This is a genomic window from Streptomyces sp. NPDC043870 (assembly GCF_056435785.1).
The window spans coordinates 95,463-114,652 of the sequence record NZ_JBWKDT010000019.1 but is presented as its reverse complement, the minus strand read 5'-3'; the positions used below and the strand labels follow the sequence as shown (position 1 = coordinate 114,652).

Here is a 19,190-nt window from a genome sequence, read left to right as displayed (position 1 = left end):
GGGGCAGTGGGGGAAAGGACATGGCACATCGTGGAGGGGTCTCATGCGTGACGTGAACGAGGACGTGCCGGCGTACGCCGCACAGCGGGCGACCGCCGAGTCGATCGAGCGGGGCGGCGGCGGGCTCGGCGTGACCGACCTGCTGGCCAAGGTCATGACGGCCGGCGCCACCGCTCAGGCTTCCGCTCAGGCCGACGCCACCGCTCAGGCCGACGCCGGTACCGCCCCGGCCCTGGACGTGGACGGCCTGGCCGCCGCCATCGCCGCCGCGGCGGGCCGCCATCTGCCCGGGGGTCATCTGTCGGCCGACGCCGACTTCTTCGACGCCGGGGGCTCCTCCATCCAGGCCGTGGAACTCGTCGCGGAGCTGGAGGGCGAGCTGGGCATGGAGATCGGCCTGGACGACGTGTTCGCCGACGCCCGCCCGATCAGCCTCGCGCGGCGCTGGTTGTCGAGCGCCGGGACCTCGCTCGATCCCGCGGCCACCGGGGCCAGGGGGCGTCCGGTGGATCAGCCGAGCAAGATCCGCCGGACCGACCGTGAGACCGCTCCCTCGGCCCCGACCCCTTCGGCCACCCCGCCGACCGACGCCGCACCGACACCGGCCGCCCTCCCCGTCCCGTCCCCCCGCACCCCAACGCCGTTGACGGCCACCCCCGTCACTCCGTACTCCACAGCCCGCCGCGAGGACCTCGAGCAGATCCTGGCCGATCTCTCCCTTGCCGACCGCCTGCCCTGGACCGGCCCGCCCGAGCCGCTGCCGCCCCGCCGGATCCTGCTGACCGGCGCCACCGGCTTCCTCGGCAGCCACCTGCTCCTCGACCTGCTGCGGCACAGCGACGCCCACGTCCACTGCCTGGTCCGCGCAGCCGACGAGGAAGCGGCAGTCGCCAGGCTCGGTGAGGCGCTGCGGAGCTACGAGCTGCCCTGGTCGTCGGAGATCCGCCGCCGGGTGACCGTGCTTGCGGGCGACATCAGGCGCCCGCGCCTCGGCCTGTCCGAGGACCTGTGGAACACGCTCGCGCACGAGTTGGACAGCGTCGTCGGCGTGGCGGCGGCCGTGGACTTCCTGCGCGGCTACCAGTCGCTGCGGCAGAGCAATGTCCTCGGTGCGCTGACACTGGCCGAACTGGCGGCGACGGGCCGGCCCAAGCCGCTGCACCACATCTCCTCGATCGCGGTCTTCAACGAGGTCGGCATCACCTCCATGGGCGAGGACGATCCGCTCGCCCACGCCGACCGCCTCATCGCGGGCTACGACCAGACCAAATGGGCCGCTGAAGTCGCGCTGCGGCGGGCCCGAGACCACGGCCTGGTGGTCACGGCGATGCGTCCGGGAGGCATCGGCGGCCACTCCAGGACCGGCGCCTACAACCCCCAGGACCTCAGCAGCGGCCTCATCTCGGCCTTCGGCCGCTTCCGCACCGTGCCCGCCTTCCGCTACCTGAACGCGGCCCCGGTGGACTGGGTGAGCCGGGTCGCGGTCGGCGTCATCTGCGAACCCGACGCCTGGGGCTACGACTACAACCTGACCGGCGTGCCCAACACCCTCGACGACGTCGTACGGGACATGGCGCTCGGCGGCATGCACGTGCGCGTACAGGACTGGGACGAGTGGCGCACCGACGTCCTGGCCCGCCTGGAGGCCGACCCGGTGCCCGAACTGGCCTTCCTGATCAGGGTGTTGCAGAGCCCCACCGCCCTCAAACTGTGCGAGGCGACGCTGAAGGGCCCGGCGGCCACCATGGAGCGCACCAACGTGCTCGTCGGGGCACTCGGGCTTCCGCGCGCGGCCCGCTACGACGCCCAGGCGCAGCTCAGGACGTTCGAGCGCCTCACCCGTGACGGCCTCGCCCGGCTGCCGCACAAGGACGACCAGCCGTACCTGTGGTTCTCCGAGACGACCGAGGGCAGCGTGGGCCCGGTCGGCGCAGGCGCCGGCACTCCCTGCTCGATGGCGCTCACCCTCTCCATCGCGAGCATGTACCAGCTGGTGAAGGAACGCCGGGTGGACGTCAGGGGCGAGCTGGTGTGCGTGGCGGTGCACCCCGAGCCGCTGGTCGTGGAACGCGGCGACGTCTGGATCCGCCCCGAGGAGGGGATCCCCGAGCAGCACGGTCTGCGGCACCAACTCCTCCGCTATCGGCTGTGGTTGCGCGACACCGACGGCGGGCGCTGGTGGCTGGAGGGCCGCAAGTACGCCCGGGCCCGGCGCGACGTGTGGCGGCAGACCCGCGCGCTGACGGTGGAGATCGGCCGCGAGGGCGAACCGGCCGCCCTGGCGGGTGAGGTCGTCGTGCCCGCGGACAGCTACGTACGCGACCAGATCGACGGCATCAAGGTCGACCCGCGCCTGACCGGCCAGGAGAAGCGCGCCGCCAAACTGACCTGGCTCGCCTGGTTCGGCCTGGAGATGGGCCGCGGTCTGCTGGGCCCCTTCGCCCGGGCCGCCGCCGACCTGCTCGACCTTCGCCGCACCCAGACCCCCACGGAGCACAACCGATGATGTTCAAGGCGACCAACTCCCGGACCAGGCCGGCGATCCGCAAGGTCAGGACCACCACGGCCCTGCGTCCCCTCCGCCACCGCCTCGACGCGGCGGCCGTCGAGGAGATCCCCTTCCGGGCGGGGGACGGCGTACGGCTCGGCCTGACCCGCATCGACACCGGCGAGGCGGACCGCCCCGCCGTGCTGCTCCTGCACGGGCACACCGCGTCCGCCGACATGTTCCTGCTGCCGGAGACCCGCAACCTGGTCGACGTCCTGCTCGACGACGGCTACGAGCCGTGGCTGCTCGACTGGCGGGGCAGCTGCCGGCTGCCGTACAACGAGACCGGCCAGAAGTACACGTACGACGACGTCGCCCTGTACGACATCCCCGAGGCCGTCTCCCGCATCCGGCAGCGCATCGGCGACCGGCCGCTGTTCGTGGTGGCCCACTGCATCGGCTCGCTCACGTTGTCGATGAGCATGGCGGCCGGACTGGTGCCGGGCCTCGCGGGCGTGGTGTCGCAGGGTGTGTTCCTGACACCGAAGCTCGCGGGCCGCACCTCGCTGCGGATGACGGTGGCCGGGGAGCTGCTGAGGTCCCGGATCGACCACATACCGGTCGATTTCCGCACGGTGGGTCTCTGGTCGAAGTACACCCCGCTGTTCGCGCTGGCCTCCCGGAAAGCGAGCTGCCCGGACCCGACCTGCCAGATCCTGCACAACTCGGCGTGGGGCACGGGCGCCTCGCTGTTCGTGCACGAGCACCTGTCCGAGGCCACCCACAACCGGCTCGCGGAGCTGCTCGGCCCCGCACCGCTGTGGATCCTGCCGCACCTGCGCCGCATCGAGCTGGCCCGCAGTGTGGTGCGATGGCACGACACCGACCACCGCTACCGGGCCCTGCCGCCCAACGCGCTGGACGCGGCCGGCCGCATCGACACCCCCGTCCTGCTGCTCGCCGGCAGTGAGAACGGGCTCTGGCTGGACTCGCAGAAGCTCTGCCACGAGGTTCTCGCCCACCGCCGGCCCCAGTTGGACGTCGCCTACACCGAGATTCCCGGCTACGGTCACCTGGACACGTTCCTCGGCAGGGGCGCCGCCCTCGACGTGTTCGGTCACATTCTCGACTTCCTTGGCAGGCGACGGTGACGGATTCCCTGGCGGCCGACTACCGTACCCGTCAGTAACCAGATCGCATTCCAGGAGGCGACGACCCATGCCGCAGCTCGAAGTCGACGGCGCAGCACTGACGTACGACGACGAGGGCCCCCGCGACGGTGACGGTGTGCCCCTGGTGTTCGTCCACGGCTGGACGGCGAACCGGCACCGCTGGGACCACCAGATGGCGCACTTCGCCGAGAAGCGGCGGGTGATACGGCTCGACCTGCGCGGTCACGGCGAGAGCAGCGGGGCGGGGGCGCGGACGATCAGGGACCTGGCGACGGACGTCCTCGCTCTCCTCGACCATCTGAAGGTCGAGCGCTTCGTCCTCGTCGGCCACTCCATGGGCGGGATGATCTCGCAGACCATCACCCTCTCCCATCCCGAGCGGGTGGAGCGCATGGTGCTGGTGAACTCGATCAGCCGGATGACCTACAGCCGGGGGCGGGGCCTGCTGATGGCGGCGTCCACGCGGGTGCCGTTCAAGCTGTTCGTCGCCGCCAACATCCAGCGGGCCTTCGCCCCGGCTTACCCGCGCGAGGAGGTCCGGGAGCACATACGGGCGTCCGCGGCCACGCCGCAGGAGGTGGTCATGACGTGCTACGCCGCCATGCGGGCCTTCGACGTCCTCGACCGGGTCGGCGAGATCCGCACGCCCACCCTGCTGGTGCACGGCTACCACGACATCCAACTGCCCGTCTCGCAGATGCTGCGGATGGCGAAGGCCTACCCGGACGCGGTGGTCCGGATCGTGGACGCCGGCCACGAACTCCCGGTGGAGAAGCCGGCAGAACTGACCGCGGCTCTCGACTGGTTCGTGACCGGCCGGCCATGAGGCACTACGCGGCCGAGTGGATCCGTCAGCGCCGCAGCGCCCACTTCTGCACGGACTCCAGCGGGCCGTTCGAGAACCGACGCAGCCACAGCGTGGAACCCGCCATGAGGACGACGCACACCGCCGCCCACAGGCCCATCACCCACCACGGGCGGGCCGGCTCTCCGAGCCGGGCCGCGAGGCCGAGTCCGATGCCGTACGAGACGAGCACGCACAGGGCGTTCTGGAGCACATAGCCGGACAGGGCCGTCCGGCCGACGGAGGTGAGGCCGGTGGTCAGAGGGCCGGGACGCCGCACCCGGTCCACCACGGCACCGATCAGACCGATGTAACCGACGGCCGTCAACGGGGCGGCGCAGTACCGGCTCAGCAGGAAGAAGTCCTGGCCGGCCAGGGCGATCGCCCCGGTGAGCGGCACTCCGAGGCCCAGGCCCCAGCCGAGCATCCGGGCACGGATCCGGCGGCCTTTCTCGTCCGCGCCGAACGCACCCGCCCGGAACAACCGCACACCGAGCAGGAAGAGGAACACCAGGAGCCCGAAGGAGAGGACCGGCTCCATGCGCAGCGCGACCACGTGCTCCAGCCGGAAGGAGACCTGGTCCAGGTAGCTGCCGTGCGCGTACAGATCGACGACCTCCCGGGAGAGACCGCCGCCGCCCTCGTCGCCCTCCCCCTGGCTCCGGTTGGCAACGACCAGCACCGCCGTGAGCACGCCCATCAGTGCCAGATGCAGCCCGGCCGCCCACCACATGACCCGCCGCCGCGCCTGATCCGATCGTGTCAGCAGCCAGGCGACGAGCAGTGCGGTGACCGCGTACCCCATCAGCACGTCCCATGCGAAGACGAGGATGAAGTGCAAAGTCCCTTCGGCGAACAGGAACAGCGCCCGCCATCGGTAGCGGCCGGGCCAGGGTTGACCGCGCCGGGCGGCGGAGTCGAACTGGATCGCCAGGCCGACGCCGAAGAGGATCGTCAGCATCGACAGGAACTTCCCGTCCGCCGCCAGCCGGAACAGGCGCTCGGCGGCCCCGGGCCAGGACCCGAAGCCGGCATCGCCGGTCCCGCTCTGCAGGATCCCCCACTCGGCGCCCGGACCGGTGAAGATCCACACGTTGGTCATCAGCGTGCCGAGGATCGCGGCCCCACGCAGTACGTCGAGAAGGGGTAACCGGCCTCCGCCGGCGCCGGCGGAGGGAGTCATGGTCGGTGTGCGCAGGGTCTCGGTCATGCCTCCATCGTCGACGCGACCCGGACGGTATTCCTCGTAGGAACAGGCGAACTCCCCCTACATCGAAGGATGCACCCGCGGCTGACGGGTCCTCCTCGGGTGCAACGGACGCAGGCACCCGGCGACCCGCCTGCTCCCCCTGGGGCACGGGCCGGCCGCATTCACTCGCGGCATGCTCAATGGCAGTGACCAGACCCGGTTGCCGGACGCGGTGTGAAGCCGGGCGAGCGTCGGAGATCAGACCGGTCGGACGGCCACCACCGTCACCGTTTCCCATTTTCCCCTACATTGGGGTTTATGTCGGATCAACTCCAGACGGTGCACAGCCGCCGGAGACATGGCAGGAGGATCCCTCGGGCGAAGAGCCGTCCGGGGCGTGCTGTCGTCGCCGTGACGGCGGTGTCCGCGCTCGCCGGCCTCGCCGCCTGCGGGTCGGTCGGCGAGGGAGGGGACGACGCGGGCGGCAAGGCCTCCGGCAAGGACGGTTTCACGGTCGGACTGCTGCTCCCGGACACGCACACCGCTCGCTGGGCGACCGCCGACAAGCCCCTGATCGTGAAGAAGGTCAAGGAGCTGTGCCCCGACTGCAGGGTGACCCACGCCTACGCCTCAGCGGACGTGGCCACTCAGCAGCAGCAGGTCGAATCCATGATCGCGGACGGTGCCAAGGTGCTGATCCTTGATCCCGTCGACGACAAGGCGCTCCGCTCCTCGATCGCCAGGGCCCGCCAGGCGAACGTCCCGGTGGTCTCCTACGACCGTCTCGCCGAGGGCCCCATCTCGGCCTACTCCAGCTACGACTCGGAGGAGATCGGCAGGATCCAGGCCCAGGAGCTCCTCAAGGCGATGGGTCCCAAGGCGCGCGACGGCCAGATCGTGATGATGAACGGTGACCCCACGGACCCGAACACGAGAGACCTGATGAAGGGCGCGCTCTCCGTACTCGAGGGCAAGGTGAAGATCGCCAGGTCCTACTACACCGCCGAGTGGATTCCGGAGAACGCGTTCAAGAACATGTCGGCCGCCATCGCCGAGCTGGGCGCGGACAATATCGACGGCGTCCTGTCGGCCAACGACGGGCTCGCGGGTGGCGTGGTCACCGCGCTCAAGGCCGCCGGTATCAAGCCGCTGCCGCCCGTCACCGGTCAGGACGCCGACCTCTCGGCCGTGCGGCGGATCGTCAAGGGCGAGCAGCACGTCACCGTCTACAAGTCCTTCGAGGCAGAGGCCAACGCCGCCGCCGAGATGGCCGTCGCCCTGGGCCGCGGCGAGAAGCTCGACACCATCGCAACGGACCGTGTCAGCAATGACACCGGCAAGGACATCCCGGCCGTCCTCGGACCCCTTGTCCCCGTAACCGCCGGCACGGTCAAGGACACGGTCGTCAAGAGCGGCCTTTACACGGTCAGCCAGATCTGCACACCCACGGTCGAAGCCGCCTGCCGGAAAGCCGGACTCATCGAGTAGACCGCCCGGCGCCGCACCTCCCGCACGTCGTGCGGCATCACCGGCAGGGCGAGACGGGCGGGCAAAGGAGGCGGTTCACGTGCGGAGCACTCCCCTGCTGGGGCTGCGCGGCATCTGCAAACGGTTCGGCGTCGTCTGGGCACTCACGGACGTCGAGCTGGAGATCCACGCCGGCGAGGTCGTCGCCCTGGTGGGCGACAACGGCGCGGGCAAGTCCACTCTCGTCAAGGTGATCACCGGCGTCGGCCCCGCCGACGCGGGCGTCATCGAGTGGGACGGCCGTCCCGTCCGGATCTCCCGCCCCCGTGATGCCCAGGGGCTGGGCATCGCCAGCGTCTACCAGGACCTCGCACTGTGCGAAACCCTCGATGTCGTCGGCAACCTCTTCCTCGGCCATGAGATCGGCAGGACCGGAGTCCTCGACGAGGTGTCCATGGAGCGCCGGGCCCGGGAACTGGACCTGCTGGACACCCTCCCCATACGCATCCCCAGCGTCCGCGTCCCCGTCGCCTCCCTGTCCGCGACCCAGCGCCAGACCGTCGCGATCGCGCGCGCCCTTCTCAGCGAACCGAGGATGCTCATCCTCGATGAGCCCACCGCCGCGCTGGGCGTCCAGCAGACCGCCCACTTCCTCGACCTGATCGATCGGCTGCGGGAGCGCGGGATCGGCGTCCTCCTGGTCAGCCACAACCTCGGTGACGTCAAAGCCGTCGCGGACCAGGTCGCGGTGCTGCACCTCGGTCGCAACAATGGTTTCTTCAGCGTGCCGACCACGTCGCAGGAGCAGATCGTCTCCTCCATCACCGGCGCCACCGACAACGCCGGCACCCATCGCGAGGCCCGGTCGTGGGAGGGAGCGATGTGAAAAGGACACGAGCATCAGAGAGCCTCGGCCCCGCCGGGACGGGTGGCGACTCGGCCGGCGCCAAGCTCGCAGCCGCCGATCAGCGCCGGTCAGCGGGCGAAGGGGGCTTCAGGAGTTACGTCGACGAGTTCACCCGCAAGCTGCGCAGCGGCGAACTCGGATCGCTTCCCGGCATCGTGTGTGTCGTCGTGCTCTGGACCATCTTCCAAAGCCTTCACCAGCAGTTCCTCTCGCCCCGCAACCTTTCCAACCTCAGCGTGGACATCGTCGGCACGGGCATGATCGCCCTGGGCATCGTCTTCGTGCTGCTGCTCGGCGAGGTGGACCTCTCCGTCGGCTCGGTCAGCGGGCTCACGGCGGCCGTGTTCGCCGTCCTGAACGTGAGCAACGGCCTGCCGGAATGGCTGGCGATCGCCGCCGCCCTGTTCGTCGGAGCAGCGATCGGAGCCGTTCAGGGGTTCTTCTCGGCCAGGGTCGGCGTACCGTCGTTCGTCGTCACTCTGGCGGGCCTGCTGGCCTGGAACGGCCTCATGCTCTACGTCCTGGGCGCGAGCGGCACCATCAACCTCCCTGAGCAGGGTCTGATCCACGCGCTGACCAGTTACTACTTCCACGACGCGGGAGTCGCGTACGGGCTGGCGGCGCTCAGCGTGGCCGCGTTCTTCCTCGCCTCCTACCGGGACGCACGCCGCCGAAGGGCCGCCGGCGTGTTGTCCCGGCCACTCAGCGTCATCGCTGTGCGCACGGGTGCGGTGGCACTGGTCGCGTTCGCCGCCGCCTATGTCCTGAACCGGTTCGAGGGGCTGCCGCTCGCCCTCCTGATCTTCCTCGCCTTCGTCGTCGGCCTCGACTTCATCCTTCGCCGCACGTTCTACGGGCGGAAGATCTTCTCCATCGGCGGCGGCGCCGAGGCGGCCCGCCGCGCCGGGATCAACGTGGTGTGGCTGCGGATCTCGGCGTTCATGGTGTCCGGGGCGCTGGCCGCTGTCGGCGGACTCTTCCTGGCTTCACGCGTCGCCGCGGTGGGCCAGACCTCGGGCTCCACCATTCTGCTGATCAATGCCATCGCCGCGGCGGTCATCGGTGGCGTCAGCCTGTTCGGCGGCCGCGGTACAACCTGGTCCGTCCTGCTGGGCATGCTCGTCATCCAGTCGATCGCGTCGGGCATGGTTCTCCTGGGCATCCCGACGCCGATGCAGTCCGTGATCACCGGTGGTGTGCTGCTCGCCGCCGTGGTCCTCGACTCGCTGTCGCGCCTCTCGCAGAAGGCTCACGGCAGGGCGTGACCCGCGCAGGGGCCGGGTGCCGGGCACCGGGCGCCGGGAACCGGGCGCCGGGCGCCGGCAGTGGGAAGGCGTGCTCCCTCGCAACGGCATACCGTCGGATCATGAGCGAGATCGTCGTTGTGCACGAACTGGACGAGGCGGTGTCGGCGCCCGGCCCCACCGGCACCCCGGCAGCCGAGAGCCGGCACGTCCGCCGCGTCCACGCTGCGCCCGCCGCTCCCGGGAACCCCGCCGCCCCCGGTCCACGGACCATCTGCGGCAAAGACACCTTCGCCATGGAAGCGACGCCCTGGAGGCCCTCCGAGCATCCGGGCGCGAAGTGGTACGACCCGGCGTACACAGACCGCATCTGCGCCGACTGTGATCTCGCGATGGAAACCTGACCGGTGCCGCACACCGAGCCGGTCCACCGCCTCGGCCGCCGGCAGTGCGTTGTCGGCATGTCACCGTTCACCACACGTCGGACTCCGGGTACGGAGCGTCCGCAGGATCCCTGGACCACGACCCGAACCCACCGACGCGAGCTGTGCGCGGTCCTGGACTGCGGCGGGAACCGACGCCCCGGGAGGGGAACGGGATCGACAGGGGTCATGGAGCGTTGAACCCGCCCTGCCGTGGCTGGACGCCGCAGAGTTGGCCGACCCACCGATCTCTCGCTCCTGCGGCAAGTTCTTGTGCCGTCCCTCGCCCTGCCGCTGGATCAGGACGCAGCCGTCGTCCGCGACATGTCGCCGACAGGCCCGCAGCAGTCCTTCGCGAACGCCCGGGCCGACTTCCGGTGTACGCCCACAATGGGGCCTCGGCCGACGAAGGCGCCGCCCATGGCGTACGACCGTGCGACCCGGCCGTGGAAATCGTCAACGTCGCCTGCGCGAGAAGAAGGCCGCCCGCGGCAGCGAAGCCGGTCGGCGCTGCCCCCCTCTGCCCGATGCCCGATGCCCGATGCCCGGTCCCAGCGTCAGCCGGTGGGACCGGGCACCGAGGCGCGCCCTACCGGCGGTGGACCTGCTCCGCCTGCGGGCCCTTGGGGCCCTGGGTCACGTCGTATTCGACCTTGTCTCCCTCCGCCAGCTCCTTGAAGCCGGTGGCCTGGATGGCGGAGAAGTGGACGAACACGTCCGGGCCACCGTCGTCCTGCTGGATGAAGCCGAAGCCCTTGTCGGCGTTGAACCACTTCACAGTGCCTGTTGCCATCAGTTCCGTTCCCTTTGCCATGCCACGGCGCGCGCCGTCGCCGCGCCGGCCACAGCCCCATCGCGACTGCGGCTCCTGCACCTTGCCACCCTGAGCCGGTTTCACGAACGGTCCTGTTTCCGTGTCGGCAAAATGCACCGTCCGGCTCGTCGGACGGAGCTTCGGCGAGGCCATCCCGACCGGAGCCACCTTCCACACCCGGAATCAGGTGGACGACCTGGCACCGCCCCAGCCGTGGATCATCAGGGCAGATCGGACAGCCGGAAGCGCAGCCGGCAGATCGCGGCGTTCGTATCGCGGCGGACGGCGTGTGCGACGACCGCGCCCCGCTGGTTCTGCACGTCCGCTGCCACAGACGGGCGGGCTCGACCTCGGGAATGAGCACGGTGATCCTGGTGCCGGGGGCGAGAGGGCGGCGATCCCTTCACGCGCTCTTGACGGTGCCGTCAGGAGGGCGTCAAAGCTGACGGACACAGTTGTGGCGTCGTCCGGACGCGGGAGCGCGTACACCCCTGGGCCGGGGGACGCTGCTCTGCGGGGCGACCGCCGGGACGCAGCTGTCGCAGAGGATCGACGGCGAGACCGCCCGGGCCGTCTTCAAGATCTCCGGACTGGACGAGCGACAGCGGACGTCGTGGGCGCCGTGGGCGTAATTGCGCCGTATGTACGAACGCTTAGGGAATCCTAACGAGTTCTTGATGCCCCTCAAGGCATCGGAGTGGTGCTGTTGACCAGGTGGGGCGACATACGCTCGCGCCGTGTTCATCGTGACCGGGACGTCTCTGCGTTCCCCGAACTGGCCGGCTGCCGGACGCTTACGGCGCTCGACTTCTTCGGGCCCCCACATCCGTGTCCCGGCAGGCGGGGCGACACCTGAGCCTGCGGGTTCTCATTGCATACGCTGATCATGCCGTCTCCGTGATGGCCGAATTCGTTCGTTGTAGACCAGGAGCACAGATGACCACCCCCGTCCATGCCCGTACGAGCCGCATGCGTGCGTGGATGCTCGAGGGCCTGTCCGACATGGCCAGGCACCAGAAAGGTACGCACGCCGAGCCGGTGCCCGAGCACAAGGGGCAGCGGTGGTGGCGGGTGATGTGCCTGACCGGCGTCGACTACTTCTCCACGCTGGGCTATCAGCCGGGCATCGCCGCGCTCGCGGCGGGGCTGCTGTCGCCAGTGGCCACCATCGTGCTGGTGATCGTCACCCTGGCGGGCGCACTGCCGGTGTACCGGCGGGTCTCCGAGGAGAGCCCGCACGGTCAGGGCTCGATCGCCATGCTGGAGCGACTGCTGTCGTTCTGGAAGGGCAAGCTGTTCGTCCTGACCCTGCTCGGCTTCGCCGCCACCGACTTCCTCATCACCATCACCCTGTCGGCGGCGGACTCCTCCATCCACCTGGTGGAGAACCCGCACGTGCCCGGCTTCCTGCACGGACAGCAGATGCTCGTCACACTGCTGCTGATCGCGCTGCTCGGGGCGGTCTTCCTCAAGGGCTTCCTGGAGGCGATCGGCGTCGCCGTCGCCCTCGTCGGGATCTACCTGGCCCTGAACGCGGTCGTCGTGGTCGTCGGCCTGTGGCACATCGTGACCGAGGCGCATGTGGTCACCGACTGGTCCAGCGCCCTGACCGCCGAGCACGGGAACGTCGTGGCCATGGTCGGGGTGGCGCTGCTGGTCTTCCCCAAGCTGGCTCTGGGCCTGTCCGGCTTCGAGACCGGCGTGGCGGTCATGCCGCACGTGGAGGGCGACCCCGGCGACACCGGGGAGAAGCCCGCAGGACGTATCCGGGGTACGAAGAAGCTGCTGACCACCGCAGCACTGATCATGAGCGTCTTCCTGATCACGACCAGCTTCATCACCACCCTGCTCATCCCGGCGAAGGAGTTCCAGCCGGGCGGCGAGGCCAACGGGCGCGCACTCGCCTACCTCGCCCACGAATACCTCGGAAACGTCTTCGGCACCGTCTACGACGTCGCCACCATCGCCATCCTCTGGTTCGCCGGCGCCTCCGCCATGGCCGGACTGCTCAACCTGATGCCCCAGTACCTTCCCCGGTACGGCATGGCCCCGCACTGGGCGCGCGCAGTCCGCCCCATGGTGATCGTCTTCACCCTGGTGGCGTTCCTGGTCACCTGGATCTTCAACGCCGACGTCGACGCCCAGGGCGGCGCCTACGCCACCGGCGTACTGGTCCTGATCTGCTCCGCGGCGATCGCGGTGACCATCGCCGCCCACCGCGCCCGGCAGCGCAACTGGACGATCGCCTTCGCCGTCATCTCGGCGGTCTTCCTCTACACCACGGTCCTCAACGTCATCGAACGGCCCGACGGCGTGAAGATCGGCGCATGCTTCATCGCCGGCATCATCATCCTGTCCCTGGCCTCCCGGCTCGCCCGCGCCTTCGAGCTGCGCGTCACGGGCGTGACGCTGGACGACATGGCCGAGCGCTTCGTCCGCGACATCTCCCACCGGACGATCCGTCTCATCGCCAACGAGCCCGACCAGCGCGACGTCGCCGAGTACCGCGACAAGATCCATCAGATCCGGGCCGACAACGACGTGCCGGCAGGGGATGACTTCATCTTCGTGGAGGTCACCGTCGGCGACCCCTCGGAGTTCGAGGCCGGTCTGAACGTACGCGGCGAGGTACTGCACGGCCGCTACCGCGTCCTGACCCTGGAGAGCTCCTCCATCCCCAACGCCCTGGCCGCACTGCTCCTGCACGTACGCGACGCCACCGGTCAGCGCCCGCACATGTACTTCGAATGGTCCGAGGGCAACCCCTTCGCCAACTTCCTCCGCTTCTTCCTCTTCGGCCAGGGCGAGGTCGCCCCCGTCACCCGCGAGGTCTTGCGAGAGGCCGAACCCAACCGGGCGAACCGGCCCCGCGTCCACGTCGGCTGACGCGAGGAACGAGCGGTGCGTGCGGGCTGCGCCTCGCCGTGATCACGGTTCGCCCTCCACCCGCGAGGGCGAGCCTGGTCAGTCGGCCTTCACGCGGGCTTCGAGTCCTCGTTGCCAGTGGGACGCCCAGCCCTGACCCAGCGGGCGTGGAACGCGGCCGCGATGAGCGTGGTAGGGCGCGCCTTCCGGTCGACGACGGCGCCGCGCCCTCGGGGGGCGGCCCCGCATAATTCGGATGCGCCCCCGGGCCTGCTCCGGTAGCGTCCAGCTCCGTCGCCTTCCGATGCGCGCGAGCCCCGGTTACTTCCTGTCAAAAACCCACCGGTGCCCACTTCTGATCTCGGGAGGCGACCTGTTTCCGCGTGCGCCGTGCGACGCTTCGACCGCCCGTCCCCGACAGCACGCCCCTCCGACCGCCACCCGCCAGGGGACCTCTGCATGACCCATTTCAACCGTCAGCGGGCCAAGGCCGAAGCCAGGAGCGAGATCCAGGCAGAAATACCGGGCCTCACCGCAGGCGGAGCGACATCCCCGCTGTCCACGCACGGCCAGTGGATCGTCACGCCGTCACCGACCGCCCGGCGCACGGCCTTTGCCGCATCGCAGGGCGCCAATCGCCTGGGGCGCGCCGGGTACACCCGGGATCCGAAGTCCGAGCTCTTCCTGCTCGCCGTCGCCAACATGGTGGGACAGCCCACCTTCTACGAGAGCGCACAGTCCCGCGACGACCGCTACGCCCAGCTCGTCCGTCAACTCGCGGTCGGTGACCCGGAGTGGACCCTCGGACTGCTGCGCTGGCTCCGTACGGAAGCGCACATGCGGACGGCGTCACTGGTGGGTGCGGCCGAGTTCGTCCGCGCCCGGCTGGATGCCGGGGCCTCCGGCTTCTCGCGGCAGGCCGTCGACGCGGTGCTGCAACGCGCCGACGAGCCAGGCGAGTTGTTGGCCTACTGGACCTCCCGGCACGGACGGCGTCTGCCACAACCGGTGAAGCGCGGGGTCGCGGACGCGGTGCGCCGGCTCTACACCGACCGCGCGCTGCTCAAGTACGACACCGGCTCACGGGCGTTCCGCTTCGGGGACGTCCTGGAGCTGACCCACCCCGCTCCGGCGCCCGGCCGGCCCTGGCAGGGCGAGCTGCTCCGGTACGCCGTGGACCGGTGCCACCGCCCGGACCGTGCCGTACCGCCGGCCGGTGCCCCTCTCCTCACCGCCCACCACGCGCTGGTGTCTGTCCCGGACGACGAGCGGTACGCGCTGGTCACCGGGCCCGGCGGGGCCGAACGGCTGGCTGCGGCGGGGATGACCTGGGAGGCGCTGGCGGGCTGGCTGCGCCGCCCCATGGACGCCGCCGTGTGGGAGGCCGTGATCCCGTCGATGGGGCCGATGGCGCTCGTCCGCAATCTGCGCAACTTCGATGTCGCGGGAGTCGGGGACCGGACGGCCGCCGACGTCGCCCGTCGGATCTCCGACCCGGTCGAGGTCCTGCGCTCCCGGCAGTTCCCGTTCCGCTACCTGGCGGCCCACCGCAACGTGCCGTCACCACGGTGGGAGCAGGCCCTGGAAGCGGCCCTCGGACATTCCCTGGCGCAGGTGCCCGCCCTGCCCGGCCGGACCCTGGTCCTGGTGGACCGGTCGGGCTCGATGTTCGACACGCCCAGCGAGCACACCGGACTCAACCGGGCGGACTCCGCCGCCATCTTCGGCACGGCCCTGGCGATCCGGGCCGAGCGGGCCGACCTCGTCGAGTTCGGCTCCCACAGCCGGAGGGTGGAGCTGGAGCCGGGCGAGTCCGTCCTCCGGGCACTGGACCGGTTCCACGACCTCGGGGGGACCAACACCACGGAGGCCGTCACCCGGCACTACAGGGAGCACGACCGCGTGGTCGTCGTCACCGACGAACAGGCCTACCTGGCGCCCTACGTCGACACGTTCGGCGCCGTTCCCCGGAGCGTGCCCGTGTACACCTGGAACCTGGGCGGCTACGCCACGGGCCACGCAGCCGCCGGTCCGCACCGTCACACCTTCGGCGGCCTCAGTGATGCGGCGTTCCGGCTGATCCCGCTCCTGGAGTCCGGCCGGGCGGCCGAGTGGCCCTGGGAGTCCACTGCGGCCGCGACGTGAGGTCCGCCTCCCGGCGCCCCTTGCTCCCGGGGCGCCGGTCGCGGGTCAGGAAACCCGCTTGATCGTCCAGGCGTTGGGCTCGTGGCTCGGCACCGCCGCGTACTGGCAGGCGCCACTGTAGAAGCTGCGGTTCACCTGCACCCAGCCCGCCGGGGGCCACGTGGAGGCGCAGACGTTCACGGTCGTGCCGATGGGCATGCCGGAGACCTGCTGGATCTTCTTCATGTTGGGGTTGAACGTGACGCCGCACTGCCAGCTGTTCCACCACTGCACGTCGACCCAGCCTGACGGCGTCAGGGAGCTCCCGCACATGGTCGTGGTGTCGCCAGGAGCGGCCGAGGCCGGTGCCGCGGTGAGCGCGACGCAGGCGGCAGTGGTCATCAGGGCCAGCGAGGCCGAACGGAGACGGACCACGGTGGTACCTCCAGGATCATCAATGGGTTTTACGTGAACACCACAATCCATACCGTTCCTCCACATGTGGCCAGTAGTCAGTTATCGGACGGAGCTGATCGTGACCGAAACGGACCCCGTGATCGTCCGCCCGCCGTTCTCGCAGGCCGCCCGCCGTTGAGCCAACCGACGCGGCGGCAGCTCCTGACGCTGCGGCGTTCGTGTCGTGGGTACGGCGACGGCACTGCCGCCGCATCGCCGGCTCGGCAGCCGATCACGGTGGACGCCGGCCAGGCCTTCTCCGTCAGCAACTCTGGCGTCACGGTACGTGTTCTTTATATTCACCCAAAAGGTCAGGAATATACTCAAATGGAGGCTGGGAGATCGCCGAGTTTCTGTGAGGGAAGTGATGCAGATGGGGGTCGTGGGAGACCGCATCGGCCCCGTACGTCCCCGCGAACGGTTTCTGCATGGCGAGTCGGTCGAGGGGGGCGTGAGAAGTCCGATCCTGAGTTCGTGGCAGCGCTGCCGGCTGCTGGGACTCTCACCGGACCAGACCGAGCTCCCCTTCCGGCAGGATTTCGATCCGGACAGTGAGCTCGTGCGCGCGGCCGGGCCCGTGCTGGACCGGCTGCAAGCCATGTTCGCGGGCAGCCAGATGAACATCTGTCTCGCCGATGGGCAGGGCACGATACTTGAACGCCGCTTCGGGGAAGCGTCTTTGGTGCGGCGCCTCGCCCCGATCCAGAGCATCCCCGGCTTCGTCTTCGCGGAGCAGTTCGCCGGGACCAACGGTGTCGGTCTCGCACTCGCGGAAAGGGAGCTGTGCCAGGTCTCCGGTGCCGAACACTTCGCCGAGCGCTCTCAGTCAAACGCCTGTACCGCAATCCCGGTTCGCGACCAGCTCAGCGGGCGGATCGAGGGCGTCCTCTGCTTCGGCTATCCCCTCACCGATGCGGACGCGGCACTGGTCACCGTGATACGCAACGCCGCCGAAGCCATCGAACGGCGGCTGATGGAGCAGAGTTCGGCGCGAGAGCGTGGCCTGCTGCGGGCGTATCTCGACGCCAGGCACTACGCGTGGACCAGCGAGGCAACCGGGGACGGGCGCCTGATCGGAATGAACGAACTGGTTCAGATGGGGCTGGACCAGCGCGATCGGACGACGCTCAAGGAGAAGGCCACGGAGCTGATCTCCTCGTCCCAGCGGGCCGCCGTCGAAGTGTCCCTGTCCCACGACCGGCGCGTCACCCTCCTGAGCCATCCGGTGACGAGCCCCTCCGGGGTGGAGGGCGTCGTCATCGAGGCGGTCCTCCCCAGTGACTCGCCGCACCCCCGCATCGCCGTCCCGACGCGCGCCGGCCGGCCACTCGGCCTCTTCCCGCAGCCTGCCACCACCACCGCCCCGGCGTCCGGGCACTTCCCCGCCGCCGCGGCCGGCCGGGCCGCCACCACGGTCCGCGCGCCCGTCCCACCCGGCACCGACGACGCTGCCGACGGCCTGGCCAGGGGGCTGGTGCTGGTGGGCGAGCCGGAGGTGGGGAAGTACGCCGTTGCGGCCCGACGCCGCCTGGAGCTGCTGGCCGAGGCCAGCGCCCGTATCGGCACCACCCTGGACGTGAGCCGCACCGCCTGGGAACTCGCCGAGATGGCGGTCCCCCGCCTGGCCGACTACGTCACCATCGACGTTCCCGAGGCCGTACTGCGCGGCGAGGAATCCCCCGACCCAAGCACCGATCTGCACCGTACGGTGGTCCACGGCATCCGCGAGGACTGCCCCTTCTACCCGGCCGGCGAGCGGGTGCAGCTGCACCCGGCCACGCCCCATCTACGGTGCCTGGCCAGCGGGCAGGCAGTACTGGAACCCGATCTGGCATCCGCCGCCGGCTGGATCGCCCAAGAACCCGAACACGCCGAGCGGATCCTCGCGCGCGGCGTGCACTCCCTCATCTCCGTCCCCCTCCTGGCGCGCGGCGTCCTCCTGGGCATCGCGAGCTTCTACCGCTCGCAGGATCCCGCCCCCTTCGGGGACGACGACTGCTCGCTGGCCCAGGAACTCGCCGCTCGCGCCGCCCTCTGCATCGACAACGCCCGCCGTTACACCCGCGAACACACCCTGGCCCTGGCACTTCAGCACAGTCTGCTCCCGCGCGGACTTCCCGAGCAGGACGCCGTCGAGGTCGCCCACGGCTATCGGCCCGGCGAATCCGGAGTGGGCGGCGACTGGTTCGACGTCATCCCCCTCTCCGGCACCCGCGTCGCCCTCCTCGTCGGCGATGTCGTCGGCCATGGACTGCACGCCGCCGCCACCATGGGCCGGCTGCGCACCGCCGCACGCAACTTCGCCGAACTGGAACTCGCCCCCGACGAACTCCTCACCCACCTGGACAATCTCGTGCTGCGCCTGGACCGGGAGGAGGGCGAAGACAACCCTGCGTTCGGCAGCCCCGGCATCGTCGGCGCCACGTGTCTGTACGCCGTCTACGACCCCACCTCGGGGCAGTGCACCATGGCTCGCGCCGGCCACCCTCCGCCCGCGCTGGTCCACCCCGACGGCACCGTGACCTTCCCGGACCTGCCCGCGGGACCCCCTCTCGGCCTGGGCGGTCTCCCCTTCGAAACGGCCGAGATCCACCTCCCCGAACACAGCCGGCTGGTCCTCTACACCGACGGACTCGTCGCAGACCGCGATCGCGACATCGACGTGGCGCTCGACGAGCTGCGCCGCGCGCTGGCCCACCCGGACCGAACGCCCGATGACACCTGCCAGGCGGTCCTCGACGCCGTGGCACCCGATCACCCCGGCGACGACATCGCGCTGCTCGTCGCCGGCACCCACACCCTGCCCGCCGACCGGATCGCCACCTGGGACCTGCCCGCCGACCCGGCCCTCGTCTCCGACGTCCGTGCCGCAGCCGTCCGCCAGCTGAGCCAGTGGGGGCTGGACGAGTCCGCTTTCGCCACGGAGTTGCTGCTCAGCGAGCTGGTCACGAACGCCGTCCGCTACGGAACCGGGCCCATCCAGGTGCGCCTCATCCACGACCGCACCCTGATCTGCGAGGTCTACGACACCAGTAGCACCGCCCCACGCCTGCGCCATGCGGCCACCACCGACGAGGGTGGCCGTGGCCTGTTCCTCGTCGCACAGCTCGCCCAGGCCTGGGGCACCCGCTACACGACCGACGGCAAGGTCATCTGGGCCGAGTGCGCCCTGGACGCGGCGGCGTGACCTGCACCCGA

General features: G+C 70.3%; 13 protein-coding genes and 2 pseudogenes. 10 read left to right on the top strand and 5 right to left on the bottom strand.

The window, feature by feature from the left end; all coding sequences use genetic code 11:
* Window positions 1–43: 43 nt before the first annotated feature.
* From AC0699_RS23225 to AC0699_RS23215, 3 genes are all read left to right on the top strand, one after another.
* Window positions 44–2,506, top strand: coding sequence for a thioester reductase domain-containing protein (locus AC0699_RS23225; protein ID WP_478663316.1), 2,463 nt, complete (start codon window positions 44–46; stop codon window positions 2,504–2,506).
* Window positions 2,503–3,639, top strand: a complete 1,137-nt coding sequence (locus AC0699_RS23220) for an alpha/beta hydrolase (protein ID WP_478663313.1) — start codon at window positions 2,503–2,505, stop codon at window positions 3,637–3,639. Before AC0699_RS23225 ends, AC0699_RS23220 begins: the two co-directional genes overlap by 4 nt.
* A 67-nt stretch (window positions 3,640–3,706) precedes the next feature.
* Complete coding sequence (locus tag AC0699_RS23215; RefSeq protein WP_478663310.1) at window positions 3,707–4,486, top strand: alpha/beta fold hydrolase; 780 nt, start codon at window positions 3,707–3,709, stop codon at window positions 4,484–4,486.
* Window positions 4,487–4,511: 25 nt separating this feature from the next.
* Here AC0699_RS23215 and AC0699_RS23210 read toward each other — a convergent pair whose 3' ends face one another.
* Window positions 4,512–5,714 (bottom strand): DUF418 domain-containing protein, encoded by a 1,203-nt coding sequence (locus tag AC0699_RS23210; protein ID WP_478663307.1) that lies wholly within the window; start codon window positions 5,712–5,714, stop codon window positions 4,512–4,514.
* Between the two features lie 297 nt (window positions 5,715–6,011).
* On the opposite strand from AC0699_RS23210, the gene AC0699_RS23205 reads away from it, so the two are divergent.
* The 4 genes from AC0699_RS23205 (at window position 6,012) to AC0699_RS23190 (ending at window position 9,715) form a co-directional block, all read left to right on the top strand.
* Entirely contained in the window at window positions 6,012–7,181 is a 1,170-nt protein-coding gene (locus AC0699_RS23205) for a sugar ABC transporter substrate-binding protein (RefSeq protein ID WP_478663304.1), read from the top strand.
* A 79-nt stretch (window positions 7,182–7,260) separates the two neighbouring features.
* Window positions 7,261–8,046, top strand: coding sequence for an ATP-binding cassette domain-containing protein (locus AC0699_RS23200; protein ID WP_478663301.1), 786 nt, complete (start codon window positions 7,261–7,263; stop codon window positions 8,044–8,046).
* Complete coding sequence (locus AC0699_RS23195) at window positions 8,043–9,332, top strand: sugar ABC transporter permease (protein ID WP_478663298.1); 1,290 nt, start codon at window positions 8,043–8,045, stop codon at window positions 9,330–9,332. Before AC0699_RS23200 ends, AC0699_RS23195 begins: the two co-directional genes overlap by 4 nt.
* A 101-nt stretch (window positions 9,333–9,433) precedes the next feature.
* Window positions 9,434–9,715, top strand: a complete 282-nt coding sequence (locus tag AC0699_RS23190) for a hypothetical protein (protein ID WP_478663295.1) — start codon at window positions 9,434–9,436, stop codon at window positions 9,713–9,715.
* 270 nt (window positions 9,716–9,985) lie between these two features.
* Here AC0699_RS23190 and AC0699_RS23185 read toward each other — a convergent pair.
* From AC0699_RS23185 to AC0699_RS23175, 3 genes and pseudogenes are all read right to left on the bottom strand, one after another.
* A pseudogene (locus AC0699_RS23185) lies at window positions 9,986–10,096 on the bottom strand (SAM-dependent methyltransferase); the annotation flags it as partial.
* A gap of 226 nt (window positions 10,097–10,322) precedes the next feature.
* On the bottom strand, window positions 10,323–10,526 hold the full coding sequence (locus AC0699_RS23180) for a cold-shock protein (protein WP_469772313.1): 204 nt from the start codon (window positions 10,524–10,526) through the stop codon (window positions 10,323–10,325).
* A 242-nt stretch (window positions 10,527–10,768) separates the two neighbouring features.
* Window positions 10,769–10,929 (bottom strand): annotated as a pseudogene (locus AC0699_RS23175) (amino acid permease); the annotation flags it as partial.
* Between the two features lie 554 nt (window positions 10,930–11,483).
* On the opposite strand from AC0699_RS23175, the gene AC0699_RS23170 reads away from it, so the two are divergent.
* On the top strand, window positions 11,484–13,433 hold the full coding sequence (locus tag AC0699_RS23170; RefSeq protein WP_478663292.1) for an APC family permease: 1,950 nt from the start codon (window positions 11,484–11,486) through the stop codon (window positions 13,431–13,433).
* 438 nt (window positions 13,434–13,871) lie between these two features.
* The gene (locus tag AC0699_RS23165) at window positions 13,872–15,557 is read left to right on the top strand and encodes a TROVE domain-containing protein (protein ID WP_478663290.1); all 1,686 of its coding nucleotides are present in this window, start codon (window positions 13,872–13,874) and stop codon (window positions 15,555–15,557) included.
* A gap of 45 nt (window positions 15,558–15,602) precedes the next feature.
* On the opposite strand, the gene AC0699_RS23160 is transcribed toward AC0699_RS23165, so the two are convergent.
* Window positions 15,603–15,971 (bottom strand): hypothetical protein, encoded by a 369-nt coding sequence (locus tag AC0699_RS23160; RefSeq protein ID WP_478663287.1) that lies wholly within the window; start codon window positions 15,969–15,971, stop codon window positions 15,603–15,605.
* Between the two features lie 394 nt (window positions 15,972–16,365).
* Here AC0699_RS23160 and AC0699_RS23155 point away from each other — a divergent pair, with 394 nt between their 5' ends.
* On the top strand, window positions 16,366–19,179 hold the full coding sequence (locus AC0699_RS23155) for a SpoIIE family protein phosphatase (protein WP_478663284.1): 2,814 nt from the start codon (window positions 16,366–16,368) through the stop codon (window positions 19,177–19,179).
* Window positions 19,180–19,190: the final 11 nt, after the last annotated feature.